Raw genomic sequence first — 26,739 nt, 5'->3', positions numbered from 1 at the left:
TATTATTTGCACGGGATGGGTGATCAATGCGGCAACATCTGGGTGCTTTTAAGGCGCCCCTTGGCGGCTCGACTTAATCAGCGCTCTGTTCATCCGCCCCCAGCCCGTTTGCAAAAGAGCGCCCGACTGCCCGAACGGTTATAAACAGCCGATCTGCTTGTCTCCGGAGGTTCCAATTCGCCATAGGCACAGATTGAAAAAGCAGATAGAACATCCTTCACATCAGGCGAGCAGGCGTATGCAACCGACGCCGATTGAAATGCTTATCCACGGAAACTTCTGGGTATAGGCGGCTGATATTAGAGAGGAAAACGAGATGTACACACCTGCAATCACCGGCTCGGGCATTTTCACCCCGTCCTCGGTTATCACCAATGCTGAGTTGGTCGAGACATTCAACGCCTATGTGGACATCTACAATGCTGAGCATGCATCAGAGATTGCTGACGGCTCCTTGCCAGCCAAAGAACACTCATCCGTTGAGTTCATCGAGAAAGCCTCAGGCATCGAGCAGCGATATGTTATCGACAAAGAAGGTATTCTTGACCCTCACGTGATGCACCCGCTGTTGCGACAACGCGACGATGACGAACCATCCCTAATGGCGGAAATGGCCCTGGACGCGGCAACCAAGGCGCTTGAGCAGGCCGGTAAGACAGCAGCAGATGTGGATGCTGTCATCTGTGCGGCCTCCAATTTAGAACGGGCGTATCCCGCTGTTGCGATCGAAATCCAGCAGCTTTTGCACATCAACGGTTTTGCGTTCGATATGAACGTCGCCTGCTCCTCTGCTACATTCGGCATTCAGGCCGCCGCCGATATGATCCGATCCGGCTCCATTCGCAGTGCGCTGGTTGTGAACCCTGAAATCTGTTCTGCGCACCTCGAATGGCGCGACCGCGATTGCCACTTTATCTTTGGTGACGTCGCCACCGCCGTGCTTATTGAGCGGGCAGAAAATGCCGATGGCCCATATTTCGAGATCAAATCAACCCGGTGCGCGACGGAGTTCTCGAACAATATCCGCAATAACAACGGCTTCCTGCGCCGGTCCCGTCCCGATGGTGTGGCGGACCGCCGCGACATGCAATTCATGCAGAACGGGCGCAAAGTTTTCAAAGAAGTCCTGCCGATGGTCAGCGACCATATCGCCAATCATATGGCTGCAGAAGGTATCGATTCATCCGATCTGAAACGCCTATGGCTGCATCAGGCAAATAAATCCATGAACGATTTCATTGGCAAAAAGGTCCTTGGGCGCACGCCAGAGCAAGGTGAGCAACCCAATATTCTACAGGATTACGCCAACACTTCATCGGCGGGATCAATCATCGCATTTTCCAAGTATTCCAATGACCTTGCAGACGGCGACAAAGGCCTGATCTGTTCGTTCGGAGCAGGCTATTCTGTGGGATCGGTGATTGTGGAAAAGCACGGCTAGATATCTTTGAGCGACACCCGCTTATGAACTTCTGCCGCGCTTTCTACGCGCTCTGAATACCGATCAACCAGATAGTCGGCGCGGCCACGGACCAACCATGTAAACTTTACCAGTTCTTCCATGACATCGACGATGCGTGCGTAGAAGGGACCGGCAGGTAGACGCCCGGCCTCGTCAAATTCAAGCCATGCCTTAGGGATGCTTGATTGATTGGGGATCGTGACCATCCGCATCCAACGCCCCAGTATCCGCATCTGGTTGACCGCGTTGAAGGATTGGGACCCGCCGGAAACCTGCATGATCGCCAGTGTCTTTCCCTGCGTCGGGCGAATACCGCCCTGCAACGACAGCGGCAACCAATCGATCTGCGATTTCATAATACCCGTCATGGCCCCGTGCCGCTCCGGGCTTGACCAAACCATCCCTTCTGACCAGACGGCCAGATCGCGCAGCTCTAAAACTTTTGGGTGATCAGGCTCGGCATCGTCCGGTTGAGGTAGCCCGCGCGGATCAAATATTTTCGTCTCACACCCAAGATATCGCAAGATTCTGGCGGCTTCTTCGGAGGCACGGCGCGAATAGCTTTGTGGGCGCAGTGAGCCATAGAGCAGCAATATACGTGGCTGATGCCCATCATCATTCGGAGATTTCAGCAGTGCGACATCAATTTGAGACAGCGCATCGCGGACAAGCGCAGGAAGGTCTTCAGACACTTTCGTCTTCAAGATGCAGCTTCATATCCACCAGCACCTGCTGCAGCATCGTTGTCTCTTTCAACAGCCGCTTGGCTTCGTTGATGGTAATTTTGCCATCTGCAATGGACTGCTGATATTCAGCCATCAACATCGCGAACCGCTGGCTCAACGCGATAACATCTGCGTTAACGCCGCCTTTGGAAACATCGTTCGGCCGACGTTCATCAAACCCTAGATGCGCACCTGAAAGCTCTGCGAGCGCTTGTGTCAAATGCGGATAACCCGCCGCTTCTTCAAGTGCCGCAACGGAATCGACGGGCATGAAGCGATCAGCATGTTCATCATGGTCCGAATAATAGCGGCCCAATGTCGCTTTTGACTTACCTGTGACTTCACAAGCCACTTCCACACCCACAGCTTTCACCAAGGATTCTGTATGCTTTTTCAAATAGCTGCCGGCTGCGCCCATTGCGGTACCCTTAATCGTGCCAAGTCTTGGCATAATATATAGATCATATCTTCTTAGTCCTAGTGCAATCTCGCTTTCAACATGTCAACTGGCCGCAGTTTGACTTGCAATGGCGCTTTTGAAACCGATAAATACCCGAATGGCTAAACTTTACTTCAATTACTCCACCATGAATGCTGGCAAATCGACGGTTCTATTGCAAGCGGCGCATAACTACCGTGAGCGTGGCATGGTGCCATATCTGATGACAGCACAGCTGGATAATCGGGCTGGTGAGGGGCGGATCGCCTCGCGAATCGGCATCGGTCAAGACGCCGACACCTATAGCGCCGATGAAGACCTCTTTGCGAAGATCGCAACCCGGCTGGAGGCTGGTCCCTGCGCATGCATTTTTGTGGATGAAGCGCACTTCCTAAGCGACACACAAGTGTGGGAGCTTGCCCGCGTCGTTGACGATTTGGGCGTGCCCATCATGTGTTACGGCCTGCGCGTGGATTTTCGCGGACAGCTTTTCCCCGGTTCGGCAGCATTGCTCGCACTATCAGACGAGATGCGGGAAATTCGCACAATCTGCTACTGCGGAAAGAAAGCGACCATGGTCGTCCGGCAAGATTCAGAAGGCCAAGTGATGCGCGAAGGGGCGCAGGTTCAAATCGGCGGGAACGAAGCCTATGTGTCGCTGTGCCGCCGTCACTGGCGCGAAGCAATCGGCGACCGTTAAACCGAGTTTGGCAATGGATCGCCGCGGAAGAAAGCTTGCAAATTCTCAACCGCCATCCTGCCCATATCCACACGGACCTCCGCGGTAGACGTGCCCATATGCGGCAATAGGACAACGTTATCCAACGCGCGCAAAGCATCTGGTACAGCCGGTTCAAATTCGTAAACGTCCAGCCCGGCACCGCCAATAACACCGCGCTGCAACGCATCAATCAGGGCTTTTTCTTCGACCACATCACCACGCGCGATATTGATAAGGCGGGCATGAGATTGCATTGCGCCCAGCACTTGTGCGTCGATCAAATGGTGGGTCTCGGCACTTCCGGGTACAGCTGTGACAAGCACATCAACATTGGCCGCCAAATCTATCAGATCACTTTGGAAAGCAGCGTCAAAGTCCAGCTCCTTTGGGCTGCGTCCGTAGTACTGAACCTTCATGCCAAATCCGAAGTGGCACCGCCGCGCAATCGCCTGCCCGATCCGGCCCATACCAACAATGCCAACAGTTTTTCCTGTCAGATGAAGCCCAAGCATTTGTGTCGGATGCCAGCCTTCCCATTGCCCAGCGCGCACAAGCCGTTCACCTTCGCCTGTGCGCCGCGCGCTCATCAGCATAAGGGTCATGGCAATATCTGCTGTGGCGTCCGTGACAGCACCGGGCGTATTCGTCACAACGATGCCAGCAGCTTTGGCCGCAGCCACGTCAATGTGGTTATAGCCAACGCCGAAGTTCGCCAATATCTTACAACGTGCCTGTGGCACATCCGCAAACATTTGCGCTGAAAACTGGTCGCCCAAAGTGCATAACACCCCATCAAACGCGCCCAGCGCCGAGCGCATCTCGTCTGCCGACAAGGGCGATGTTTGATCGCGCCGCGTAACGTCCAAACCTTCTAACAGCGGATAAACTGCCTCTGGCAAGACTCTGGATACCAATACTTTTTTCAATGCATTCTCCCACCGATGGGCGTTTCTTGATCGGGGCCCACCAGAACCACCGCGCCGCTTTCATCCGGTACGCCCAGAACCAGAACCTCTGACATGAATGGCCCGATCTGGCGCGGCGGGAAATTCACCACAGCCATCACCTGCCGCCCGATCAATGCGTCGGGCGTGTAGTGAACGGTAATCTGCGCGGAAGTTTTGCGCACCCCGATCTCTTCTCCGAAATCGATCCACATCTTGATCGACGGGTTGCGCGCTTCGGGAAACGGCTCTGCTTTAATCACGCGGCCAGTTCGGACATCCACCTTCATGAAGTCATCGAATGCTATCTCAACCACGGGCAAGCTCCCGCGAGCGATCGGCAGCAGCAGCGACCGCCCGCCGCATGAGCGCTGGAAACCCGTCTTTCTCGTTCATCAAGACTTCAAGCGCAGCTTGTGTTGTGCCGTTCGGGCTGGTGACGTTGATCCGCAGTTGCGCGGGATCTTCATCCGCGGCCATCGCCAGCGCACCTGCGCCAGCCACAGTTGCCCGCGCCAGTTGCAATGCCATCTCAGCGGGCAACCCCTGCTCTTCACCGGCGGCGGCCATTGCTTCGATCATATGGAAAACATACGCAGGGCCAGATCCACTCACACCGGTTACCGCATCAATTTGGGATTCCTCGCTGAGCCGCACGACTTCGCCAACAGCGCTTAGCAGCAATTCCGCCTCATCCAGACCCTTTGCCCCTGCATGGTCATTGCCGATAATGGCTGTAATTCCGCGCGAAATCGCTGCGGGGGTGTTGGGCATGGCACGCACAACAGGTGTGTTTGCGCCCAGCGTCTTTTCAAAGAATGCGATCGGCGTGCCTGCGGCGACACTGACAAACAAGGTGTCGCTATCGCCCATTTCTTTGAGGGTTGGGAGAGCTTCGGCCATCATCTGCGGCTTAACCGCGACCAATACTATGGCAGGATTGGCAGGCAAGCTTGCGTTGATGTGAACGCCAGTGCCGCGCAGCCAGTCAGAGGGATGAGGATCCTGAACCCAGACAGACGCGCTTGGCAGTCCCCGCGCCAGCCAGCCTTCGAGCATGGCGGAACCCATTTTTCCGCAGCCCAGCAGTACCAGACCATCGTTAGCAATACGTGAATTCTTCATTCCATCCCCCTTTTTCGTCAGGGAACAGGATTACGCGCGCCCGTAAGCCTCTGCAATGGCGACTTGCAGCGCTTGCTTCGGAGTCTGATCACCCCAGACAACAAGCTGCACAGCGGGATAGTAACGCTCAGCGCTCATCACTGCGGCGCCGATCATTGTATCGATTTGCTCCGGCGAAGCCACCTGCCCACCAGACAACACAAGTCCGTAACGATAGACCATCATCTGCTGTTCAGCCCAGTAGGTGAAGGCACCGGCCCAGCAACGATCATTCACATCGTTGAGCAATCCGTAAAGCGCTGGCAGTTTATCCTCTGGCGGCTCCATCTCGAAGGTACAGATCAGACGCAATGTTTCATCATAATCAGACCAGGCTAGCGTGACCGAGTAAGTCCGCCACTGCCCTTCGACAGTCATGGCAATCTGTTCGTCAGATATACGGTCAAAATCCCATTCGTGATGGTTTGCCAATGTCTCGACGATGTCGATGGGGTGAATGTCATCTTCCAGATACTGCTCGGACAGGGCCATTTTGCCACCTCTTTTGTTATTCCCAGAGCAGTTAGGCAGATCGTCGCCCCTGTACTTTGGGTGCTTACGCTATAGAACGCGGGTTTGCCTCTGCGCCCTACAATATATGGTGGCAAGCATGATAGGGTCTGGCAAGCCTTTTTCTGGGGATAACCACAATAAGCGGTGGATAACCCCAAAATATTGCGGAAATTAACGTTTTCAGCCCAAGATACAGACAAGAAGCGGGTATCGGGTCACCCAATAAAGGTGATCAAGCGATACCCGTAAGATAGGAAATCAGATGTGCGGCAGCACGTTCATGTGATCAGAATTATCTGATCACTTTGTCTCAAGCGCGTCCAAACGTGCCTTGAGCGCTTCATTCTCTTCGCGCGCTTTTTGGGCCATAGCCCTTACAGCGTCGAACTCTTCACGCGTGACAAAGTCGCGGTCAGCCAGCCAGCGGTCCATCATACCCTTCATGGCATTCTCGGCTTCGTCCTTCGCCCCTTGCGCAACGCCCATAGCATTGGTCATGATCTTGCTCAGGTCGTCGAAAATTTTATTGCGGGTTTGCATAGGGGTCTCTCCACTGGATCTTTGCTCTATATGGGGTGACCTGCGCCGCCATGCAAGGTTGACTTCCCCGCTCAGCCGCGCTCAATCACCGCATGCATGCTCTCATCCCATTCCCCGACATCTCACCCGAGATTATATCCATCAGCCTGTTCGGCATGACATTTGCGCTGCGCTGGTATGCGATGGCGTATATCGTCGGAATTCTGCTGGGCTGGCGTCTGGTTCTACGCGCGGCAAACACACCGCGGCTGTGGCGTGGCGACAAATCTGTCATGACACCAGCACAGATCGAAGACCTTCTGACATGGGTGATCCTTGGTGTAATCCTTGGCGGCAGGCTCGGCTATGTTCTATTTTATCAGCCCGTATATTACCTGAGCAATCCGGCGCAGATTCTGCGCGTATGGGAAGGCGGGATGTCCTTCCACGGTGGCGCGCTTGGGGTGATTATCGCGGCTTTCCTTTATACGGGGCGGCACCAGATCGCGCGGATCAGCGCCGGTGACCTCGTCGCTCTTGGCATTGCCCCCGGTTTGCTTTTGGGCCGGATCGCCAATTTCATCAACGCAGAGCTTTGGGGCCGCCCGACCGATTTGCCATGGGGCGTCGCCTTTCCAACCGAAGCGGCACAATATTGCCCCGATGTGATTGGCATCTGCGCGCGACATCCTTCGCAACTTTATGAGGCCGCTCTTGAGGGCTTGATCCTTGGAGCTCTGCTCATCTGGCTTGTCTGGAGGCGCGGCGCATTCAAGACACCCGGCCTCGTGATGGGGACGTTTCTTGCCGGTTACGGGCTGGCGCGGTTCGCGGTCGAATTTGTCCGGCAGCCCGATGCCCAGTTCGTCACTGAAAGTAATCCGTTGGGCCTGGCTTGGCAGGTAGGTGGCTACGGCTTAACCATGGGGCAAATTCTTTGCCTGCCGATGATTGCCGTAGGCGTATTCTTTATCTTGCGGGCACGGCCGACAGCATGAGCTTGCGCGACCTTTTAATTTCGCAAATCCGTGCGCAGGGGCCGATGCGCCTGGATGACTATATGACCGCTTGCCTGCTGCACCCCGAACACGGCTATTACACCACCCGCACCCCTTTCGGTACTTCGGGCGACTTTATCACCGCGCCTGAAATCAGTCAGATGTTCGGAGAGCTGGTGGGTCTCGCCCTTGCACAGGCTTGGCTGGATCAGGGGTCACCCGCCCCCTTTACGTTGGCCGAATTGGGGCCCGGCCGCGGCACCCTCATGGCTGATATGCTGCGCGCATCCGCCCGTGTGCCGGGATTCCTAAAAGCCGTTGATATCGTTTTGCTAGAAGCCTCTGCCGCCCTGCGCGACGTGCAAGCGGACACTCTAAAGACCTACTCACCTCGCTGGATCGACAGCATCGAAGCATTGCCAGGACAGGCGACGTTCCTTGTTGCAAACGAGTTCTTCGACGCCCTGCCAATTCGGCAATTTGTTCGCGATGGCACGCGCTGGCGCGAGCGGCAAATCGGCCTCAAAGACGACGTGCTTGCCTTTGGCCTTGGACCGGCCCAACCGCAACCGACCCTTAACGAACGTCTTGAAGACACCCAAGATGGCGACCTTATTGAGGATTGCGCCATGGCGGCCCCCATCCTAGCCACGCTGTCCGCCCGTATTGCGACATATGGAGGTGCCGCGCTGGTGTTTGATTATGGGGATTGGCGCACGCTTGGAGATACCCTGCAAGCCGTACAAAACCACGACAAGACGGACCCGCTTGCCGATCCCGGTCATGCCGATCTGACTGCCCATGTGGATTTCGAAGCATTGCTGCGTGCCGTCCCCCCCTGCACGCCCAGTCGGATCACCCCGCAAGGCGTCTTTCTAGAACGGCTCGGGATTACGGCACGCGCTCAAACGCTTGCCCAAACGCTCAGCGGTGCAGCGCTGGAGACACATGTCGCTGCGCATCGCCGCTTGACGCACCCGCAGGAAATGGGAAACCTGTTCAAAATATTCGGAATCGTGCCGCAAGGCTCAGCCATGCTACCTGGATTGGAAACATGACACTTGAAATCCTGACCTCGGACGCGCTGCCCGTCAAACACGGCTTCTTTACCCGTAAGGGTGGCGCATCTTCAGGCGTGTTCGCTGGGCTCAACTGCGGCCAAGGGTCCACTGACCAATCCGAAATTGTCGCAATCAACCGCACCCGTGTGGCCGAAGCGATGGGAGTACTGCCCGAGCATCTGGTGGGGGTTCACCAAGTCCATTCTGCCACGGCGGTTACTGTTGATGCGCCGCTGACCGAAAAGCCGCGCGCAGATGCTTTGGTCACACGCACGCCGGGCATTGCGCTATCGGTCTTGACCGCTGATTGCCAACCAGTGCTTTTTGCAGATGCCCAAGCCGGCGTAATCGGCGCCGCCCATGCAGGATGGCGCGGCGCATTGGACGGCGTTCTTGACGCGACAATCGATGCGATGGAAGCCTTGGGCGCACGCCGGGATCACATCAACGCCGTTATCGGACCCGCCATCAGCCAGCGCGCCTATGAAGTGGGGCCAGAGTTCCTTGACAGCTTCATGGCGGAAGACCCCGAATACGCGCGCTACTTCATCAACGGCAATGGCGACAGAATGCTGTTCGACCTTCCCGGCTTTGGCCTGAACCGATTACGGGCTGCAGGCGTGGGCCATGCCGAATGGACCCGCCACTGTACTTTCTCCGATCCGGACAGGTTCTATTCCTATCGGCGCACCACCCACGCCAAAGAGGCCGACTATGGCCGACTGATTGCAGCCATCAGTCTTTGATCTTGGCACAATTGGGGCGCTTCAGGCCCAAACTACGCCCAGATCCAGATACCCAGCGCCGGAAACAATGGCTGGAATTGTTGCCAAGACACGCACAATCCGCAGTAAAACCGCTTATTTTTAGGGCGTTTGGGAAATAAGGTCACAGCGCCTTATTCTACCGAGCAATTAGTGCAAATTTTCCAATTTTTTCTGCCAGACGCCCCAAACCAGCCAGATTGGCCCCTCATATTCAGTCTCAAGCAGGGCAATGCCCGATAACAAACTGACACCGAGGACCCGACCCATGAAAACCAATGCACGCTTCATCAAATCGATCACAAAATCAGCGGCCGAAAATGACACAGTGATGCCATGGGCCCGCGGTAGCCGCCGCGCAGAATTCATTGCCAAGCGCCGCGCCGCGCAAGAGCCACAGCGCAAAAGCGCCTGATCCCCCTTCCCCCCGGTCTCAGACCTTCTGTCCCCTCGTAAGGTCTGAAATCAACTGAAACCCTCCCTGCGTCGAATCGCAGGGAGGGTTTTTTTATTTCAGGCCAAAATGTGGCAGCCCATTAATCCATAAAGAAACAAAACATCTCAAATTGAAGGGATTGATGCCCTGAGGTTGCCAAATGTCATGCAACCTTTGACAATGAGGCCGAAACAAGGCGAATTAGGCCTCACGAAAGACACGAAATGACCCAGATGTTATTTCCGTCGTTGTCGGTGGGGGCCGACGAAGGATGTGACAACCAAATAGGTGACTCGCATGACGCTTACTGCCAATCCAGCTGCTGGCCGTCCGGCCGCGCGTAAAACAGGGTACGGAATGATGACATCTTCCATGCCGCGATCCGCCACCGATCCAATGGTGATCGCGCAGATACCAAAACGCACCTACGAAGTCGCCGCCTTGCGCGAAGACGGCTCACTTTACATTGGCCAAAGCACTGCACCTGCGATCCCGCTGTTCGAGAGTGCTTTTTCTGCAATGACTCATGGAAGTCTGGTGAATACCACAATGGGGCTTATCGCTGTCGAAGATTTGCAGCCAGGTGATATGGTGCACACAAGCACTGGCGAGGCGGCGGAATTGATCTGGATCGGGACGTCAACCTTTAGCCCGGCAGACGCGGGCAAGCGCACGCCCTTGGTGCGGATCATGCCCGATGCCCTAGGGCAGTCGCGCCCCGAGCGTTCGCTGACCGTTGGTCCGGGTGCACGCATGCTGCACACACCTCCCGCCCTGCGAAGCCTGGCCGATGGACGCCAGTTGCTGACGCCCGCACACAAGCTGGTAGACGGGGTGAATGTAATCGAGATTACCCCGCCAACGGCGACACGGATGTTCCACATCTGCCTGTCACGACATGCAGTGATTACAGTTGACGGGATTGAAATGGAAACGTTCCATCCGGGCGCACAAGCGCCACGCGAAGTCAGTCATTCCCTGCGCGACCGCTTTATTTCGCTGTTCCCGCGCATCAGCCATTTGTCAGATTTCGGTCCTTTGGCACACCCACGGGTGCCGGATATGGATCAACACTAACTCTCTCAGAGCGGAAGGATCAGGCCTTCACGCTCAAACGTTCCTCCAAAACGTTAAACGGGACGCCAGGGTCATCCTTGGCGTTCCGTATTACCAATGAGGTCTTCACACTGGCCACATTCGGTGCCGTCAAAAGCTCCCCCGTCAAAAAGCTTTGAAAGCTCGACAAATCTGGGGCAACACATTTGAGCATAAAGTCCACTTCGCCGTTCAGCATGTGACACTCGCGCACCAAAGGCCAAGCGCGACAGCGATCTTCAAACGCAGACAAATCTGATTCTGCCTGACTGCTGAGCCCTACCATCGCAAAAACCTGAACCTCGAACCCTAGCTCGCGCGCATCTACGTCCGCATGGTAGCCACGGATGTATCCCTGCTCTTCCAATGTGCGCACGCGACGCAGACAGGGTGGCGCAGAAATACCCACACGCTTGGCCAGTTCTACGTTGGTCATCCGCCCGTCAGCCTGCAACTCTGCCAAGATTTTCCGATCTATCGGATCAAGTCGCGTACCAGCCATATATCCCCCAGTGAATTTGCGATTGTTATACAGATAACACAGTCACACGCAATATTGTTTCACGCCGGCGCAAGATTAGAAACCTGCCTCCGCCTGAGAACTGCCGGACATCACGTGCTTTTGTCCGCCTGACTGCCTAATCAACCTTATGTGCACCATCGCTGGGCCGCAGAGGGGTTTAAGACTTCTGAAGGCGGGTATATATCCCTGCCAACACAGATTCATGCAGAAAAGAGCACACCATGGCCGAGACACGCAAAACCAAGCTTTTGATCATCGGCTCCGGCCCCGCAGGCTATACGGCCGGTGTCTATGCCAGCCGCGCCATGCTTGATCCGATCCTTGTGCAAGGGATTGAACCCGGGGGCCAGCTGACCACAACAACCGAGGTTGAAAACTGGCCCGGCGACGCAGAGGTACAAGGCCCGAACCTGATGATCCGCATGGAAGAGCATGCGCGCAAGATGGGTACCGAGATCATCGGTGACATCATCACCGATCTGGACCTCAGCAAACGCCCCTTCACTGCGATGGGCGACAGCGGCACAACCTATGTCGCCGATGCCGTGATCCTTGCAACTGGCGCACGCGCCAAATGGCTAGGCCTTGAAACAGAAGAGAAGTTCAAAGGATTTGGCGTATCTGCCTGCGCCACCTGTGACGGCTTCTTCTATCGCGGTCAGGAAATCGTGGTCATCGGCGGCGGGAACACCGCCGTTGAAGAGGCGCTGTTCCTGACGAACTTTGCCTCCAAGGTCACCCTGATCCACCGCCGAGACGAACTGCGCGCTGAAAAGATCCTGATCGATCGCCTGATGAAAAACCCCAAGATCGAGCCGCTGTGGTTCCACCAACTTGAAGAAGTTTACGGCACTGACAGCCCGCTTGGCGTTGAAGGCATCAAGGTCAAGAACACCAAGACAGATGAGATCACGGACATCCCCTGCAAGGGCGTTTTTGTTGCCATTGGCCATGCGCCGGCCAACGAATTGGTTAAGGACACTCTTGAGACACACATGGGCGGCTACGTGGTCACCAAGCCGGACAGCACCGAAACATCGATTCCCGGCGTTTTCGCAGCGGGTGATTTGACGGACCACAAATACCGTCAGGCTGTCACCAGCGCAGGCATGGGCTGCATGGCCGCACTAGAAGCCGAGCGTTTCTTGGCAGAAGTCGAAGATCAGGCGTAACAACACTCAGAAGCGGAAGAACCCCATGACAGCTAAGACACGCATCGTTGTATCCAGCGATCACGCCGACATCGCATTGCGCCAGATGATCGCCTCTCACATCGCCGAACGCGGTTGGGAGGTCGTTGATATCGGCCCTACGACCGCTGAAAGCACGGATTACCCAAAGCATGGCGAAGCGGCTGCGCGCCGTGTGGCATCAGGCGATTGTGCGCTGGGTGTCATTCTTTGCGGTACCGGACAGGGTATCATGATGGCCGCTAACAAGGTCGATGGCATACGGTGCGGTGTCTGCTCTGACACGTTCTCTGCGCGCATGATCCGCCAGCACAACGATGCGAATATACTGTCCATCGGGGCGCGTGTTGTCGGTGCCGGTCTTGCGATTGATATCGTCGATGCGTTTCTAGACGCCGAGTTCGAAGGCGGGCGCCACGCGACACGGGTTGATATGATCAAGGCGCTAGAGACCTCTCGCTGATCCGATCCGGTCCGGCAGCGTCATTTGTTGCCAAACTCACACAATTGGCTCAATGCCGCCGATGACAAAAGATTGTTCTTTGATGAACGCATCTTCTCCCCTATGCGTTCACGCGTGAACAATACTTGAGTCGTCCCAATGGCAATGTCGCCCGCAAAAATCACCTCCGAGCAGGAGGACCAGTTGTTCCGGCTGCTTCGGCAGCTGGACGTTGCGCATGACCTGTCCCAACGGGCGATGGCTTCGGCCATTGATATTTCACTGGGTCGGCTGAATGCGCTGCTGCGCACAGCCACCGAAGCGGGACTGGTGAAAATCAGCGAACGCGCAGGCCCTGATAAACGCGCACGCTTCACCTATTCGATCACTTCGCGCGGCGCAGCGGAGAAAAACCGCCTCACCGATCAATTCTTAGCCAGAAAATTTATGGAATACGACGCATTGCATGCGGAACTGACTGGCACGACATCGGGCGTCACGCCCTTTAACAACAGGACCAAACTGATGGAACACAACCTTTCCCCAATTCCCGAGCTCTACGTTTCATACGATTCAGCGCAAAAACTGAAAGTCGAAGCGGCCGATCTGGTAAGCCATGATCTGACGCCTCGCCAGATTTGCGATCTGGAACTGTTGATGAATGGTGGGTTTAACCCGCTCAAAGGCTTCCTGGGGCAAGCCGACTATGACAGCGTTGTTGAAAACATGCGTCTGGCAGATGGCAGCCTGTGGCCCATGCCGATCACGCTTGATGTCTCCGAAGAGTTTGCCGGCAAGCTGGAAATTGGTCAGGATATCGCGCTGCGTGATCAGGAAGGCGTGATTCTTGCCACCATGACCGTCACGGACAACTGGGTACCGAACAAAGCGCTTGAAGCCGAAAAAGTATTCGGCGCAGATGACGATGCGCATCCAGCCGTGAACTACCTGCACAATCAAGCGGGCAAAGTATACCTTGGCGGTCCGGTCACCGGCATCCAGCAACCTGTTCACTATGACTTCAAAGCCCGCCGTGACACGCCAAACGAATTGCGCGCCTACTTCCGCAAAATGGGCTGGCGCAAGGTAGTTGCCTTCCAGACACGCAACCCGCTGCACCGCGCGCACCAGGAACTGACGTTCCGCGCGGCACGCGAAGCGCAAGCAAACCTGCTGATCCACCCTGTCGTTGGCCTGACCAAGCCAGGCGATGTTGACCACTTCACCCGCGTACGCTGTTACGAAGCAGTGCTGGACCAGTATCCACAAGCGACCACTTCAATGTCCCTGCTGAACCTCGCCATGCGTATGGCTGGCCCGCGTGAAGCAGTTTGGCACGGTCTGATCCGCAAAAACCACGGCTGCACACACTTCATCGTTGGCCGCGACCATGCGGGCCCCGGCAACAACTCAAAGGGTGAAGATTTCTACGGCCCCTATGATGCGCAGGACCTGTTCCGCACGCATCAGGAAGAAATGGGCATCGAGATGGTCGATTTCAAACACATGGTATGGGTACAGGAACGCGCCCAGTACGAAGCCATGGACGAGATCAAAGACAAAGACGACGTAACCATCCTGAACATCTCGGGCACCGAACTGCGCCGCCGTCTGGCCGAAGGTCTGGAAATCCCCGAGTGGTTCTCCTTCCCCGAGGTGGTCAAGGAACTACGCCGCACCAAACCACCACGTGCCAGCCAAGGCTTCACCGTGTTCTTCACGGGCTTCTCCGGCTCAGGTAAATCCACAATTGCCAATGCTTTGATGGTCAAACTGATGGAGCAAGGCGGCCGCCCTGTGACATTGCTTGACGGTGACATCGTGCGCAAAAACCTCAGCTCAGAGCTCGGCTTTAGCAAAGAGCACCGCGATCTTAACATCCGCCGCATCGGCTATGTTGCCTCCGAGATCACCAAGAACGGCGGCATCGCGATCTGCGCACCTATCGCGCCTTACGCGACCACCCGTCGCGCGGTGCGCGAAGACATCGAAGCATTCGGCGCGTTTGTCGAAGTGCACGTTGCGACCTCAATCGAGGAATGTGAACGCCGTGACCGCAAGGGCCTCTACAAGCTCGCACGGGAAGGCAAAATCAAAGAGTTCACAGGCATCTCCGACCCTTACGATGTACCGCAGAACCCAGAGTTGAGCGTTGAGACCGAAAACGTCGATGTCGACAACTGCGCGCACCAAGTGCTGCTCAAGCTCGAGAGCATGGGCCTGATCAAAGGCTGATAGCCACATCGATGACCAAAGCATGGGCCAGCCTTTCGGGGCTGGCCTTTTGCAGTTATGGCTAGGGCGGATTTGGAATTTCGGACGGAACATCGCAGCCTTTCAGACCCAGCTTGCAGCGGCCCAGATAGACAGCGCGCGGCAGAGGCGTGCATGGCCGTCCGTGCCCCCCCTGCTCGCCGCAGCATCACCAGATCCGGCGATATTGGTACCGCTCAAAGACCACCACACCTTACGTTTGGAAAATGCCAGCGGTGAAAAACGATGCTTGCGCGTGGCGCGGGTCAGCGTAAGCTACCATCCAGAAAATAAGGAGTTACGCCAAGATGAAAATGCATCGGATAGCAGGAGTAGCAGCGCTTGTAGCGCTTTGTGCGGGCGCTGTTGTGGCAAGCCCCCTGAAATTGAAACCTGCGGACCCGCAGCCTGAAAACGTGACTGCCGGACTGGCAGTTGACTACGCCTTCCCCGACGATGTGAAGTCACTGCGCGATGCGTACATCGCGCTTGGGATCGGTGCAGAGCCGGGCACGCCTTTGGTTGGGCTGGATTATTTAAGCACTGAAAGCGAGCCTTACGCGCTTACTTCCGAGCAAGAAATCCGGGTTGCGGCACGCATCAAAGGTTATATTCGCTTCGACGCGGCAGGCACCTATACGCTTGAGACCTACTCCAACGACGGGGTGGAACTCAGCATCGGCGGAAGCGAAGTCGCGAAGGTAGATGAGAAACGCGCCTGCGATCCGGTCGGCGCTGTAGAGGTAAGTGTTCCCGAAGCAGGATGGTATGAGCTTGAGGCCCTGTACTGGCAACGTAAGGGCGGCAGCTGCCTGATCATGGAGTGGGCTGCCGAAGGTGGCGAGCTGAGCACCGTCCCGAATGAGGCTTTTGGCTACAAGTAAGACTGACAAACTCGCGGGAGGCGACGCAAAAGGCATGTGTGCTCATGCGTTGCCTCCCCCACGCGCATCAACGCTAGGGCCAAACCAGCTTCACCTCCCACGTCAAATCTACGAATGGTCGGCTCATGGTGGCACTATCCGCTAAAAGCACATGCGCCCTTAGTCCAAATAGACCTGTCCTGACATCACAAGCGCGCCCTGCCCCGACACTTTTACGCCTGTTATCGCGTTGCTTGGTCCCAGAACTTCGATCTGCGCTTGCCCCGGTCGCCCCATGCCATGGCCCTGTTCAGCCTTGAATTTTGGGGTGCCGATAAGATCATTTGCCCAAAGATAGGCCGCCATGCATCCGGTTGCGGAGCCGGTGAAAGGGTCCTCTGGCGGGCTGGGCGGAGCAATAAGCAGACGACTAAACGTATCACCGTCCGTCGTAGCACCTTCCAGACACACCCAAAAAGGCTCCATAATGTCAGAGGCATCGTGCCCCAGCGCCGAAGCGTAAGCAGCAAGCCCGTCGATATCCAGCGCCACACGGTCTAAGGTGGCGCGATCCTTCACAACGGTGATGCAGAACGGCAGGCCAGTGGAAACAATCTGCGGTTTATGCAGGATGTCGTCCGCCGAGAGCCCACCCACGCGTGCCACAAGCGCTGCATCAACCTGCTCACCAAATACAGGGGCGATCTGGGTCATGGTCACGCGGTCGCCTTGCACCTCCACGGGCACCAGACCAGCCGCAGTTTCGAGCACTAGCGGTCCGTCTGAGATCAAACCGCGGCGACGCATCGCAACCACTGTGGCCACGGTCGGATGACCCGCAAAAGGGATTTCGCGGCTCGCAAGAAAATATCGCACACGGATATCAGCCAGCTTTGACGGACCAGTGAACGTACATTCGACAAGGGATGTTTCCCGCACATAGGCCATACAGGTGTCATCGCTAAGGTTTGCGCCTTCATGAACCACAGCGCAACCGTTGCCGCCAAAGGGCACGTCTGTAAATGCATCGACCCAGTCAAACTCAAACGGCATCTGCAATCTCCAAGAAACAAAAAGGGGCCGCAACTATGCGACCCCCTTAGCATCTCTCAATGACCGGTACGGTCAACCGTTTTAATGTACCAATACAGGCGCGTAGTTATGCTCCCGCGCAAGGACAAACGCCAGTTTGCGGTCCCCGACAAGCGCCAGTTGCTGGCCTTCTGCATCATGCACAGCGTACAGGTGTTCGAGCCCTTCTGCCTGATCGCGCACTTCGCGGGGCAGATCGGTCACAGCGATCGTCTTGACGTATACCGTCCGATCCGCTGGCCCTGTCATATCATTATTTTCCATGTCTTACCCCTTTCGAATGTTGATCGTCTGAACGACCGTTTCAGGCTTTGCTTGTGTCAGATCCACATGCAGCAGACCGTTTTCCATCAGCGCTTCGCCCACTTCCACACCATCAGCCAGCACAAAACTGCGCTGGAACTGGCGCCCTGCGATACCGCGATGCAAGAACACACGGCCTTCGCTGTCGTCATTCTGCCGCCCCCGGATGACCAACTGGCGGTCTTCTACGGTGATCGACAAGTCACTCTCGGAAAAGCCGGCGACAGCGAGGGTGATGCGGTAGCTCCGGTCCGAGGTTTGTTCGATATTAAAAGGCGGGTAGCCCTCGTTTCCAGCTTTTGCACTGCGCTCCAGCACACGCTCCAGCTGTTCAAATCCCAACATATGGGGATATGATGCAAGTGTTAGTTTCGTCATCTGCGACACGTCCTTATCATCTCAAGCGACAGTCCTGTGGCGTCCCGCGATGGCAACGACACAACGTTAATATGGGAATTGGTTGCAAGCTGTGCAAGGGCTAGGCGGCACAGCAGTTAACGCATATGCTTAGAAGCCTAAATATCAGCCAGAATCAGAGCCTCCATGAACGAACAATCAGACCTGTCCATGAAAAATGACGAGGTACTGCGGGTAGAACTGGAAGTATTCCGCCATGAGCATCGCGATCTGGACGATGCAATCCGCGCCTTAACAGAGCGAGGAACGGCAGACCAACTGACCTTGCAACGGCTCAAAAAGCGGAAACTGCGTCTGAAAGACCGGATTGCACAAATCGAAGATCGCCTGACGCCGGATATCATCGCCTGAAGGGCCCGCCAAAGCCAAGATTCGCGAAACTCCAATTTCTGATTTTTTGCTGAAATTTTGCCCGCTCAGCCGCATTGCCCCGCCGCGACGAATGGCTATAGTGACCGCTTACTTTCTTCTGACGCAAAGGCCTTAGCGCTATGAGCACCCCCCCTGTCGGCATTATTATGGGCTCTCAATCTGATTGGTCCACCATGCGCGAAGCTGCCATGCTTCTGGATGAACTTGAGATCCCGTACGAGACGCGCATTGTCTCGGCGCACCGCACGCCTGATCGTCTTTGGGAGTACGGCAAGACAGCTGTCGATCGTGGGCTTCAGGTTGTCATTGCCGGTGCTGGCGGCGCCGCACATTTGCCTGGCATGATGGCGTCAAAAACACGTGTGCCGGTCATAGGCGTACCCGTTCAAACCAAAGCTTTGTCGGGCGTAGATAGTCTTTATTCCATTCTGCAAATGCCGCGCGGGTATCCTGTTGCCACCATGGCGATTGGCGCTGCGGGGGCTGCCAATGCTGCGCTCATGGCTGCTGGTATCCTTGCTTTGCAAGATTCTGAATTATCCAAACGTCTGGATGCTTGGCGTTCAGCCCTCTCTGCCTCTATTCCGGAAGTGCCCACTGATGACTAATCCTCTCCCCACCGGCGCCACCATTGGTATTCTGGGTGGCGGCCAGCTTGGCCGTATGCTTTCGGTCGCGGCATCGCGTCTGGGCCTGCGCACCCATATCTATGAACCCGGAGCCAACCCTCCTGCGGCGGATGTTGCCCACTCTGTCACGACAGCACGTTATGATGACGTGGAAGCGCTGACCGCTTTTGCCCGCTCCGTGGATCTGGTGACTTACGAGTTCGAAAACATCCCGACAGAGGCGCTGGATATTATCGAGGCGATCACGCCGATCCATCCCAACCGGCAGGCATTGGGCACCTCCCAAGACAGGCTTGTCGAAAAGCATTTTCTCCAAGTTCTGGGCCTTTCAGTGGCCCCATTTGCCGATATTACGGATGCGGCCAGCCTGGATGAAGCTGTTACCAAGATAGGCACCCCCGCAATCCTGAAAACGCGGCGTTTCGGCTACGATGGTAAGGGCCAATCGCGCCTAAAGGCGCCACAGGATGCCGCCTCAGCGATTGCCGATATGGCAGGCGCACCCGCCGTGCTCGAAGGTTTTGTGACGTTTACATCGGAAATATCGATCATTGCCGCGCGCAATCCGCAGGGTGAAGTAGCCTGCTATGATCCCGGCGAAAACATCCATCGCGATGGCATTCTGCACACCACCACGGTACCCGCCACCATCCCGTCCCGCTTGCGCACAGATGCGGTTCTGCTTGCCGCGAAAATCCTGAATGCGCTCGACTATGTAGGGGTCATGGGTGTCGAGCTTTTTGTGACACCCGAAGGGTTGATCGTGAATGAGATAGCCCCCCGCGTCCACAACTCGGGCCACTGGACGCAAAACGGCTGCGCGGTTGACCAATTTGAACAGCACATCCGCGCCATTGCGGGCTGGCCGCTGGGCGACGGCAGCCGGTTTGCCGACGTGGTGATGGAGAACCTGATAGGCGATGATGTTGAAAAGGTTCCGGCCCTGTCGAAAGAACCCAATTGTGCGATCCACCTCTACGGTAAGGTAGAAACAAAATCGGGCCGGAAGATGGGCCACGTAAATCGTGTCAAAAAGTCAGCCTGAAGGCCATGTCACGGGCAGCTATTTCATGAAACGGTTGGCGACATCGCCACTCATGTAGCTGACACGCCCCTGAACAAACGTGGCCGATACGCGTAGGCTTTCACGGTCCAGCACGACGATATCGGCACGTTTGCCAGCCTCTAGCACGCCTCGATCATTTAATCCCAGCATTGCCGTGGGCCCGGCCGAGACAAGGCTCCAGGCGCCAGCAAGATCGCGCATACCGTTCTGCCAAAGCATCAAAGCTGCACGTCGCGCGCTGGGGTAGTGGTAATCCGACGCCAGCGCATCACAATACCCCATCGCGATCAGATCAACGGCAGAAACATTTAGGTTATGGGACCCGCCCCGCACAACATTGGGCGATCCCATCACAACGATGCCGCCCTGCTGTGCCGCAGCCTCTGCCGCTTCCAGCGTCTCTGGAAATTCAGCGACACGCACACCACGGGACGACCAAACGGCACGACCCTCAGCCGTGCTGTCATCATGGCTGCCCATTGTGATCTGTGCATCCGCCAAGCGCGCGCAGAGCGCATCCAGCGCAGCGGGCACCTCATCCCTGCGCGCCTCCATCGCCTGCATCATCGCCAAGTGTTTTTCGGGGCTGCGCCGCGCTTTTAACGCTTGAGAAACAAGCCTGCGTGGCTGCCTACCGTCCTGCAACCGATCGTGAGGCAGGTGATCATTGAAGACAATGTAGCCAAGCCCCCATTCAGCCATCCGTTCGGGCAGCGTATCGAACAGATCAAGTTGATAGGTCTCAAACCGCAGCTGACCACGTAGATCCGTTACCATCCCGGGCGCAACATCCCGCAGATGACTAAACACCTGCTCGGCGAACTCCAGGCTCCGCACGCCACCTTCCCAGCTGACGAATTGCGCCAAAGTAGCTGTCGTTATTCCATTCGCAGCAAGCTCTGCTTCGACAGCCATCAACCCTTCGGCCATCTGCTTCATCGCGCCACGGCGCGGTGCAAGGTGTCGCTCAAACCCGTCGCCGTGAACATCTACGATACCCGGCAAAACCAGATAGCCGGACAAATCTACCGTTCGCCCGGCTGGCGCATCCACAATCAAACCATCCGCAAAGGACAGCCTGTCCCGGTGCAGACCTGACGGCCCAAGCACCTCTGCTCCGGTCAGATCAAGGTTTAACATCCGACCCCTCACTTCCGAGCAAACATTCAGCTTCGGGACAGCCCAGCTGCTCCAGCACAGCGCCCAGCAGTGTCAGCTCAGGGTCGAACCGGCCCGTCCGCAAAAAGTTTACGGTTTGCGTAATAACGCGGGGGTTATTCATCATGAACGTATGCGTCACGGGCAGCGTCAAGTGCGCTTTCATCCCCCGAACCCGTGTTGATTGTACCGATACCTTGCCATCATCCGGCCCTGGCAAAAGGGATGAGAAATAGGGATTGAGCGATTGCGACCCCGCGATCACACCCAATTCGAAATCCACCGGCGGCAAGCTGCGTGGCAAAGACTTTGAACCGGTGCCAAGCTGCATTCCAGCAGGCCCGTTGATCCAGTCAAAAGCAATGACATCGCGCAGGTTATCGACCACTTCGCTGCCTTGATTGGGTGGCGAGAGCATCACGACGCGGCCAATCCTGTCATTTCCCACCTCGGCTACCCATTGGCGCAACAGAATCCCCCCCATAGAATGGGTTACAAAATCCACTTTCTCGGTTCCACAGTTCGCCACTGCATCGGGCAATGTGATGCGTGTCAGCTCTTCGACCGGGGCTTCGGTAGAGGGGTAACCGGGGCGTACAACACGCCAACCTTCCGCCTCAAGCGCCGCCTCCATCAAGGCGAAAGAGGTCTCTGTTCGGGCAAGCCCGTGCAGCAGGACAACGCAACGCGCCTCCGCAGTACTTGCCGCCATCCACAGGGCGCATATGATCGCAATCAGTCTCATGCCACGCTATGTAGTGCCAATCCACGCAGTTGTAATCCCCCAACGCTTCGTCACTGAAAAAGGAGCGCCCAAATGCCTCAAAGCACGCCTCCGCGCCTCGCTGTTCGCGCAATTATCATGCATCAAGACCGGCTGCTGCTGGTCAATGCCTGGCCAGAAGGCAAAAGCGATCTGATGTGCGCTCCGGGTGGCGGCGTGGAACGCGGCAGCGCGCTGCCAGACAATCTTGCACGCGAGGTTTTTGAGGAAACCGGCTTGCGCATCGAAGTTGGCGCACCGTGTCTTGTGAACGAATTTCACGATCCTGACGGCAGCTTCCATCAGGTCGACGTTTACTTCCGCTGCACTCTGATCGGCGAAGCGACGCTGGACCACAGCTGGCTGGATGTAGATGCCATCGTCACAGATCGTCGATGGGTCAGCCGGGCCGAGATGCGCACCCTGCGGGTAAAGCCAGACAGCCTATCGGCCGTGGCCTGGCAGGACGCGGACGCCCCGATGTACGACCCACTGGAACCAATCATCGCCTAGCGGTGACAGCCCAACCTATGCCGCCCAAAACCAGCAATGACGCCATAATAACCTTTGCAGAAATCGTCTCTCCGAGCAAAAGCGCGCCAGCGACGATCGCAATGACAGGCACACTTAGCTGAACGACAGCCGCAGTGGTACCAGGAATCTGGCGCAACACTTTGTACCAAAGCGCATATCCCAATCCCGACGTCAGCGCGCCCGATAGCACAGCCAAAACTACTCCTGTTATGTCTGCGTGCGTCTCAATACCGGTAAGCAGTAGCAGCAAGCAAATTAGCGGCAGGCATAAAATGAAATTAGCAGCTGAGGCCGCAAGCGGATCGGCAGTGCCACGCCCCGCAATCGAATAGACGGCCCACCCCAACCCCGCCAGAACCATCAGGCCTGCGCCAATCGGATCTGTCACGCTCCCCGCACCGGGCCAAAGCACCAGCACCAAACCGCTGAAAGCAATTGCAGCACCAGACAGCTGCCGCACGTCAGGCCGCTGACCAGTCATAGCGGAATGAGCGAACATGGTGATTTGCGTGACGCCGAACAGGATCAATGCGCCAAGCCCCGCATCAAGGCTTAGGTACGCGAGTGAAAACCCCGCCATGTAGACAGTCAGGCTGAAAGCGCCGACAACTCGCGTAGGTCGCATCAGCGGCAGTGCCCCGCCGCGCCACATTACCAGTGCGCCCAGCATTATGGCACCCGCCGCAACTCTTACGATGGCAAAGGCCGTCGGGCCAAGGTGCCCGCCCTCTACCGCCGCGCGGGTAAGGACGGAATTCGCAGCAAAGGCGCACATCGTTAGGGTGATTATCAAGAAAAGCCGCATGATACGCCCCTACCCCGCCGAACACGTCCCGCCAAGCCCGTATTCAGCACATCGGCCTAACGTAATATAAATTCATCGTCATCATCCAGGCTGGCAAGCAATGCATCAAATTTGCTGTGATCTTGCATCGCCCATGCTGTTTGCCGTTTCATCACTGCCTGAGTGTACTGATCCTCGAACAAGGCAATCACAGTACCCTGCACCTCGCGGTCTTGCAAAGCTGCGGTAAGCTCCTGACAGATCACCTCTTGTCAGTGGGCAGCCTGAGCCACCGCATTCTGTTGAACCGAAGCCGTCTGCGTTGCGCCCGCCATAGCATAGAGGGGCTGGTCCGGTGTGATAGTGTCCTTAGTCAGATAGTCGTGACAGCCGTTTCGCCTCGCAGCCACTGCGGTCTCCATATCACTGTCGCTGGTAATCATGATGATCGTGGCGCCGCTGTTATGCTGGCTGTTTTGGATATGAGTGAGAACATCCAGCCCGCCACTCTGCGGCAATCAGTCAACTATCAGGATCAGGTCAGATGCTTCTTCCGCCACTTCGAGCTTCGGCTAGGGGATGTCGCATAATTCTTTGGGGGAAAGCATCAGCTTGGTTTTCCAGCTTTTCCGGCGGATGCGGGCCCGGTCAAATCGGCTATCATCCGCCAACAGGGTTTTGATGATCGGTGGTTGGTATCGCCCTTCAGGATCTAAGTATTCAACTGGCAATGACACGTGATGACTCTGGTCACATTCTCCCAATATTGCCCAGCTTTGTCAGGGCAAATCAGGGCGTGCTAAAAACCGATAAACGCATGACCCGCGGAGATGATATTTCATCAAATTCACTACATATGTAAGGCTTACCAACATGGCTAACCACGCGGCACCAGCACGTCTACACGAAGACCACTGTCCTTTTCGGACACCTCAGACAGGCTGATCTTTCCACCGTAGTGTTCAGCAACCTTCCGAACATTCGCCAATCCCATTCCTGTTCCCTCGACCTCATCGCGCGGCCGAAGCGTTGTCATGGCGGATAAAGCTTTCGAATGAAATCGCGCCGGGATGCCCGGACCATCATCACAGACGGTGATGCGGATCATGTCCCCTTCGGGACGTGTTGTGATCTTCACCTCTCCGCTGCCGGTATCATGATGTTTAACAGCATTTCCAATCAATGCGCTCAGCATCAGCAGCGCATCCTGTTCACCCATCATGACATCCTTGCACTCCAACTGATGTTCCAGAGTGATCCCTTCGGGCACCTTAAGGCTAGCCATGACGTCTTCCAATGCCACGCCAAGGTCTACACGCACGATGTCTTGCATGCGGCCAATACGGGAATAGGCAAGTAAATCCACCAACATACGGTCAAGACGGGCGGTATGGCGGTTCATCATCGAAATGGTATCCAAAACGGGGCCGGTAAGCTCCACCCCCGCCTCGTGCAAATCTTCCGCGATCCATTGCGGCAACTCCAACAGAGCCCGCACTGATGCTCTGACGTCGTGACTCATCAGGTAGATGAAATCATCAACATCCTGTGTTTCAGTTTTCGGCCCCTCCGAAGAGGCCGCTTGAGCAAGGCTCGCCGTGCGCATGATATGGTACCTTTCTCGGCAATTCGCCCAACAGATACCAACTGAACCCTTTATTCGCGGTTAATGGCACAAAAATAGAAAACTGCCCTCTAAACGGAACAAAGGGCCCGCGAGGGCCCTTTGCTTTTTGATTTGATCGGTGGGTAGCTTTCCCGCGCGGCGATTTCCGAAGAAATTCGCCACTAGGAGTGCAACACATCAGCTAAGCTGATGTGATTACATCATGCCGCCCATGCCGCCCATGCCACCCATGTCAGGCATGCCGCCACCGGCGCCGCCATCTTTGGATGGACGATCAGCAACCATTGCTTCGGTTGTGATCAGCAGGCCTGCAACAGATGCCGCATCTTGCAGCGCTGTGCGGACAACTTTGGCAGGGTCAATGACACCAAACTTGAACATGTCGCCGTATTCTTCGGTCTGGGCGTTGAAGCCGAAAGTAACGTCGTTGCTTTCGCGGATTTTGCCCGCAACAACAGAACCGTCAACACCGGAGTTCTCGGCGATCTGGCGCAGAGGCGCTTCGATTGCGCGACGGATGATGGCGATACCGACGTCCTGGTCAGAGTTCGCACCCTTCAGGCCATCAAGCGCTTTGCCACCCTGGATAAGGGCAACACCACCACCAACAACTACACCTTCTTGAACAGCAGCGCGTGTCGCGTTCAGTGCATCGTCAACACGATCTTTACGCTCTTTGACTTCTACTTCGGACATGCCGCCAACGCGGATCACAGCAACACCACCAGCCAGTTTGGCTACGCGCTCTTGCAGTTTCTCTTTGTCGTAATCGGATGTGGTTTCTTCGATCTGGTTACGGATCTGGGCAACACGCGCTTCGATCTCGGCCTTTTCGCCTGCGCCATCAACGATCGTTGTCTCGTCTTTGGTGATTTGGACTTTCTTGGCGGAACCCAGCATGTCCATTGTAACGGACTCAAGCTTCATGCCCAGATCTTCGGAGATCACCTGACCACCGGTCAGAACTGCAAGGTCTTGCAGCATGGCTTTGCGGCGATCGCCGAAACCAGGTGCTTTGACCGCAGCAATTTTCAGGCCGCCACGCAGCTTGTTGACAACCAGAGTTGCCAGCGCTTCGCCTTCAACATCTTCGGAGATGATCAGCAGTGGCTTCTGGGACTGGATAACCTGCTCGAGCAGTGGAACCATTGGCTGGAGGGAAGAAAGCTTCTTCTCGTGCAGCAGGATGATTGCATCTTCCAGCTCGACAGTCATTTTGTCGGAGTTGGTCACAAAGTAAGGGGACAGATAACCGCGGTCGAACTGCATGCCTTCAACAACATCGGTTTCTGTTTCCAGACCTTTGTTCTCTTCAACAGTGATAACGCCTTCGTTGCCGACTTTTTGCATTGCGTCTGCGATCTGGCGACCGATTTCAGCTTCGCCGTTGGCGGAGATCGTACCAACCTGAGCAACTTCGTCGCTGTCGTTGACAGGGCGTGCTGCTGCGATGATGGCTTCAACGACTTTGGCTGTTGCCAGATCGATGCCGCGCTTCAGGTCCATCGGGTTCATGCCCGCTGCAACTGATTTCATGCCTTCGCGAACGATGGCCTGAGCCAAAACTGTGGCGGTTGTTGTACCGTCGCCAGCTTCGTCATTGGTGCGGGAAGCAACTTCCTTAACCATCTGTGCGCCCATGTTCTCGAACTTGTCTTCCAGTTCGATTTCTTTGGCGACAGATACACCGTCTTTTGTGATGCGTGGGGCGCCGAACGATTTGTCCAGAACCACGTTACGGCCTTTGGGGCCGAGTGTTACTTTAACCGCGTCTGCCAGGATGTTCACACCCTTAAGCATTTTGTTACGCGCGTCTGTACCGAATTTGACGTCTTTTGCAGACATATTCAAAGTCTCCTAAATTGGGTTGATGGTCAGCGTG

Annotated in this window: 33 protein-coding genes; 15 read left to right on the top strand and 18 right to left on the bottom strand. The window is 56.1% G+C overall.

Annotated elements, in window-relative coordinates; genetic code table 11:
* Positions 1–316: 316 nt before the first annotated feature.
* A complete protein-coding gene (locus K3757_RS04065; protein WP_259999652.1) occupies positions 317–1,441 on the top strand; it encodes a beta-ketoacyl-ACP synthase III in 1,125 nt (374 codons plus the stop codon).
* On the opposite strand, the gene arsH is transcribed toward K3757_RS04065, so the two are convergent.
* Both arsH and K3757_RS04055 read right to left on the bottom strand, forming a co-directional pair.
* Positions 1,438–2,154: an arsenical resistance protein ArsH gene (gene arsH / locus K3757_RS04060; protein WP_259999650.1), complete on the bottom strand. Its 717-nt coding sequence runs from the start codon at positions 2,152–2,154 to the stop codon at positions 1,438–1,440. The two genes, K3757_RS04065 and arsH, sit on opposite strands and share 4 nt — an antisense overlap.
* A complete protein-coding gene (locus K3757_RS04055) occupies positions 2,147–2,605 on the bottom strand; it encodes a hypothetical protein (protein WP_259999648.1) in 459 nt (152 codons plus the stop codon). Before K3757_RS04055 ends, arsH begins: the two co-directional genes overlap by 8 nt.
* Before the next feature lie 139 nt (positions 2,606–2,744).
* On the opposite strand from K3757_RS04055, the gene K3757_RS04050 reads away from it, so the two are divergent.
* The gene (locus tag K3757_RS04050; protein ID WP_259999646.1) at positions 2,745–3,326 is read left to right on the top strand and encodes a thymidine kinase; all 582 of its coding nucleotides are present in this window, start codon (positions 2,745–2,747) and stop codon (positions 3,324–3,326) included.
* On the opposite strand, the gene K3757_RS04045 is transcribed toward K3757_RS04050, so the two are convergent.
* The 5 genes from K3757_RS04045 to K3757_RS04025 all read right to left on the bottom strand — a co-directional run bounded on the left by K3757_RS04045 (position 3,323) and on the right by K3757_RS04025 (position 6,508).
* On the bottom strand, positions 3,323–4,273 hold the full coding sequence (locus tag K3757_RS04045; RefSeq protein WP_259999644.1) for a D-glycerate dehydrogenase: 951 nt from the start codon (positions 4,271–4,273) through the stop codon (positions 3,323–3,325). The genes K3757_RS04050 and K3757_RS04045 overlap by 4 nt on opposite strands.
* Positions 4,270–4,608 carry a tRNA-binding protein gene (locus tag K3757_RS04040; protein ID WP_259999642.1) on the bottom strand — a complete coding sequence of 113 codons (339 nt, stop codon included), beginning with the start codon at positions 4,606–4,608 and terminating at the stop codon, positions 4,270–4,272. Before K3757_RS04040 ends, K3757_RS04045 begins: the two co-directional genes overlap by 4 nt.
* Positions 4,601–5,416, bottom strand: coding sequence for a pyrroline-5-carboxylate reductase (gene proC, locus K3757_RS04035; protein WP_259999640.1), 816 nt, complete (start codon positions 5,414–5,416; stop codon positions 4,601–4,603). Before proC ends, K3757_RS04040 begins: the two co-directional genes overlap by 8 nt.
* 30 nt (positions 5,417–5,446) lie before the next feature.
* Entirely contained in the window at positions 5,447–5,947 is a 501-nt protein-coding gene (locus tag K3757_RS04030) for a YbjN domain-containing protein (protein ID WP_259999638.1), read from the bottom strand.
* Positions 5,948–6,268: 321 nt separating this feature from the next.
* A complete protein-coding gene (locus K3757_RS04025; protein WP_259999636.1) occupies positions 6,269–6,508 on the bottom strand; it encodes an accessory factor UbiK family protein in 240 nt (79 codons plus the stop codon).
* A gap of 92 nt (positions 6,509–6,600) precedes the next feature.
* Here K3757_RS04025 and lgt point away from each other — a divergent pair, with 92 nt between their 5' ends.
* The 5 genes from lgt (at position 6,601) to K3757_RS04000 (ending at position 10,823) form a co-directional block, all read left to right on the top strand.
* Positions 6,601–7,485 carry a prolipoprotein diacylglyceryl transferase gene (gene lgt / locus K3757_RS04020; RefSeq protein ID WP_259999634.1) on the top strand — a complete coding sequence of 295 codons (885 nt, stop codon included), beginning with the start codon at positions 6,601–6,603 and terminating at the stop codon, positions 7,483–7,485.
* Positions 7,482–8,543, top strand: a complete 1,062-nt coding sequence (locus K3757_RS04015) for a class I SAM-dependent methyltransferase (RefSeq protein ID WP_259999632.1) — start codon at positions 7,482–7,484, stop codon at positions 8,541–8,543. The genes lgt and K3757_RS04015 overlap by 4 nt, the downstream gene beginning before the upstream one ends.
* Positions 8,540–9,292: a peptidoglycan editing factor PgeF gene (pgeF, locus tag K3757_RS04010; RefSeq protein WP_259999630.1), complete on the top strand. Its 753-nt coding sequence runs from the start codon at positions 8,540–8,542 to the stop codon at positions 9,290–9,292. Before K3757_RS04015 ends, pgeF begins: the two co-directional genes overlap by 4 nt.
* Before the next feature lie 286 nt (positions 9,293–9,578).
* Positions 9,579–9,725 carry a hypothetical protein gene (locus tag K3757_RS04005; protein ID WP_259999628.1) on the top strand — a complete coding sequence of 49 codons (147 nt, stop codon included), beginning with the start codon at positions 9,579–9,581 and terminating at the stop codon, positions 9,723–9,725.
* Between the two features lie 318 nt (positions 9,726–10,043).
* Entirely contained in the window at positions 10,044–10,823 is a 780-nt protein-coding gene (locus tag K3757_RS04000) for a Hint domain-containing protein (RefSeq protein WP_259999626.1), read from the top strand.
* A 19-nt stretch (positions 10,824–10,842) separates the two neighbouring features.
* On the opposite strand, the gene K3757_RS03995 is transcribed toward K3757_RS04000, so the two are convergent.
* Positions 10,843–11,343 carry an Lrp/AsnC family transcriptional regulator gene (locus tag K3757_RS03995; RefSeq protein ID WP_259999624.1) on the bottom strand — a complete coding sequence of 167 codons (501 nt, stop codon included), beginning with the start codon at positions 11,341–11,343 and terminating at the stop codon, positions 10,843–10,845.
* 242 nt (positions 11,344–11,585) lie between these two features.
* On the opposite strand from K3757_RS03995, the gene trxB reads away from it, so the two are divergent.
* The 4 genes from trxB (at position 11,586) to K3757_RS03975 (ending at position 16,133) form a co-directional block, all read left to right on the top strand.
* Positions 11,586–12,536 (top strand): thioredoxin-disulfide reductase, encoded by a 951-nt coding sequence (gene trxB, locus K3757_RS03990; RefSeq protein ID WP_259999622.1) that lies wholly within the window; start codon positions 11,586–11,588, stop codon positions 12,534–12,536.
* Positions 12,537–12,561: 25 nt separating this feature from the next.
* Positions 12,562–13,017 (top strand): ribose 5-phosphate isomerase B, encoded by a 456-nt coding sequence (gene rpiB, locus K3757_RS03985; protein WP_259999620.1) that lies wholly within the window; start codon positions 12,562–12,564, stop codon positions 13,015–13,017.
* Positions 13,018–13,155: 138 nt separating this feature from the next.
* A complete protein-coding gene (locus K3757_RS03980) occupies positions 13,156–15,231 on the top strand; it encodes a bifunctional sulfate adenylyltransferase/adenylylsulfate kinase (protein WP_259999619.1) in 2,076 nt (691 codons plus the stop codon).
* Between the two features lie 326 nt (positions 15,232–15,557).
* Complete coding sequence (locus tag K3757_RS03975) at positions 15,558–16,133, top strand: PA14 domain-containing protein (protein WP_259999618.1); 576 nt, start codon at positions 15,558–15,560, stop codon at positions 16,131–16,133.
* 159 nt (positions 16,134–16,292) lie between these two features.
* On the opposite strand, the gene K3757_RS03970 is transcribed toward K3757_RS03975, so the two are convergent.
* From K3757_RS03970 to K3757_RS03960, 3 genes are all read right to left on the bottom strand, one after another.
* The gene (locus tag K3757_RS03970) at positions 16,293–17,165 is read right to left on the bottom strand and encodes a PhzF family phenazine biosynthesis protein (protein ID WP_259999616.1); all 873 of its coding nucleotides are present in this window, start codon (positions 17,163–17,165) and stop codon (positions 16,293–16,295) included.
* Positions 17,166–17,246: 81 nt separating this feature from the next.
* On the bottom strand, positions 17,247–17,468 hold the full coding sequence (locus K3757_RS03965) for a DUF1150 domain-containing protein (RefSeq protein WP_259999614.1): 222 nt from the start codon (positions 17,466–17,468) through the stop codon (positions 17,247–17,249).
* Positions 17,469–17,471: 3 nt separating this feature from the next.
* Complete coding sequence (locus tag K3757_RS03960) at positions 17,472–17,885, bottom strand: Hsp20 family protein (RefSeq protein ID WP_259999612.1); 414 nt, start codon at positions 17,883–17,885, stop codon at positions 17,472–17,474.
* 165 nt (positions 17,886–18,050) lie between these two features.
* On the opposite strand from K3757_RS03960, the gene K3757_RS03955 reads away from it, so the two are divergent.
* From K3757_RS03955 to K3757_RS03945, 3 genes are all read left to right on the top strand, one after another.
* Positions 18,051–18,275 (top strand): YdcH family protein, encoded by a 225-nt coding sequence (locus tag K3757_RS03955; RefSeq protein ID WP_259999610.1) that lies wholly within the window; start codon positions 18,051–18,053, stop codon positions 18,273–18,275.
* 140 nt (positions 18,276–18,415) lie between these two features.
* On the top strand, positions 18,416–18,904 hold the full coding sequence (gene purE, locus K3757_RS03950) for a 5-(carboxyamino)imidazole ribonucleotide mutase (protein WP_259999608.1): 489 nt from the start codon (positions 18,416–18,418) through the stop codon (positions 18,902–18,904).
* A complete protein-coding gene (locus tag K3757_RS03945; protein WP_259999606.1) occupies positions 18,897–19,970 on the top strand; it encodes a 5-(carboxyamino)imidazole ribonucleotide synthase in 1,074 nt (357 codons plus the stop codon). The genes purE and K3757_RS03945 overlap by 8 nt, the downstream gene beginning before the upstream one ends.
* Before the next feature lie 18 nt (positions 19,971–19,988).
* Here the strand turns inward: K3757_RS03945 and K3757_RS03940 are convergent, their stop codons facing one another.
* Both K3757_RS03940 and K3757_RS03935 read right to left on the bottom strand, forming a co-directional pair.
* Positions 19,989–21,131, bottom strand: coding sequence for an alpha-D-ribose 1-methylphosphonate 5-triphosphate diphosphatase (locus tag K3757_RS03940; RefSeq protein ID WP_259999604.1), 1,143 nt, complete (start codon positions 21,129–21,131; stop codon positions 19,989–19,991).
* Positions 21,118–21,894 carry a triacylglycerol lipase gene (locus tag K3757_RS03935; protein WP_259999602.1) on the bottom strand — a complete coding sequence of 259 codons (777 nt, stop codon included), beginning with the start codon at positions 21,892–21,894 and terminating at the stop codon, positions 21,118–21,120. The genes K3757_RS03940 and K3757_RS03935 overlap by 14 nt, the downstream gene beginning before the upstream one ends.
* Positions 21,895–21,966: 72 nt before the next feature.
* On the opposite strand from K3757_RS03935, the gene K3757_RS03930 reads away from it, so the two are divergent.
* Complete coding sequence (locus tag K3757_RS03930; protein WP_259999600.1) at positions 21,967–22,425, top strand: NUDIX domain-containing protein; 459 nt, start codon at positions 21,967–21,969, stop codon at positions 22,423–22,425.
* Here the strand turns inward: K3757_RS03930 and K3757_RS03925 are convergent.
* From K3757_RS03925 to groL, 5 genes are all read right to left on the bottom strand, one after another.
* Positions 22,415–23,251 (bottom strand): DMT family transporter, encoded by an 837-nt coding sequence (locus tag K3757_RS03925; RefSeq protein WP_259999598.1) that lies wholly within the window; start codon positions 23,249–23,251, stop codon positions 22,415–22,417. The genes K3757_RS03930 and K3757_RS03925 overlap by 11 nt on opposite strands.
* Positions 23,252–23,307: 56 nt before the next feature.
* Positions 23,308–23,469, bottom strand: coding sequence for a hypothetical protein (locus K3757_RS03920; RefSeq protein WP_259999596.1), 162 nt, complete (start codon positions 23,467–23,469; stop codon positions 23,308–23,310).
* A 33-nt stretch (positions 23,470–23,502) separates the two neighbouring features.
* The gene (locus tag K3757_RS19080) at positions 23,503–23,748 is read right to left on the bottom strand and encodes a response regulator (RefSeq protein ID WP_409202568.1); all 246 of its coding nucleotides are present in this window, start codon (positions 23,746–23,748) and stop codon (positions 23,503–23,505) included.
* Between the two features lie 359 nt (positions 23,749–24,107).
* Entirely contained in the window at positions 24,108–24,836 is a 729-nt protein-coding gene (locus K3757_RS03915) for an ATP-binding protein (protein ID WP_259999594.1), read from the bottom strand.
* 216 nt (positions 24,837–25,052) lie between these two features.
* The gene (groL, locus tag K3757_RS03910) at positions 25,053–26,702 is read right to left on the bottom strand and encodes a chaperonin GroEL (RefSeq protein ID WP_259999591.1); all 1,650 of its coding nucleotides are present in this window, start codon (positions 26,700–26,702) and stop codon (positions 25,053–25,055) included.
* Between the last annotated feature and the right edge of the window lie 37 nt (positions 26,703–26,739).

It is taken from the genome of Sulfitobacter sp. S223 (genome assembly GCF_025143825.1).
GTDB lineage: Bacteria > Pseudomonadota > Alphaproteobacteria > Rhodobacterales > Rhodobacteraceae > Sulfitobacter.
The sequence above is the reverse complement of the archived record's forward strand: the minus strand, read 5'-3'. Positions and strand labels throughout refer to the sequence as shown.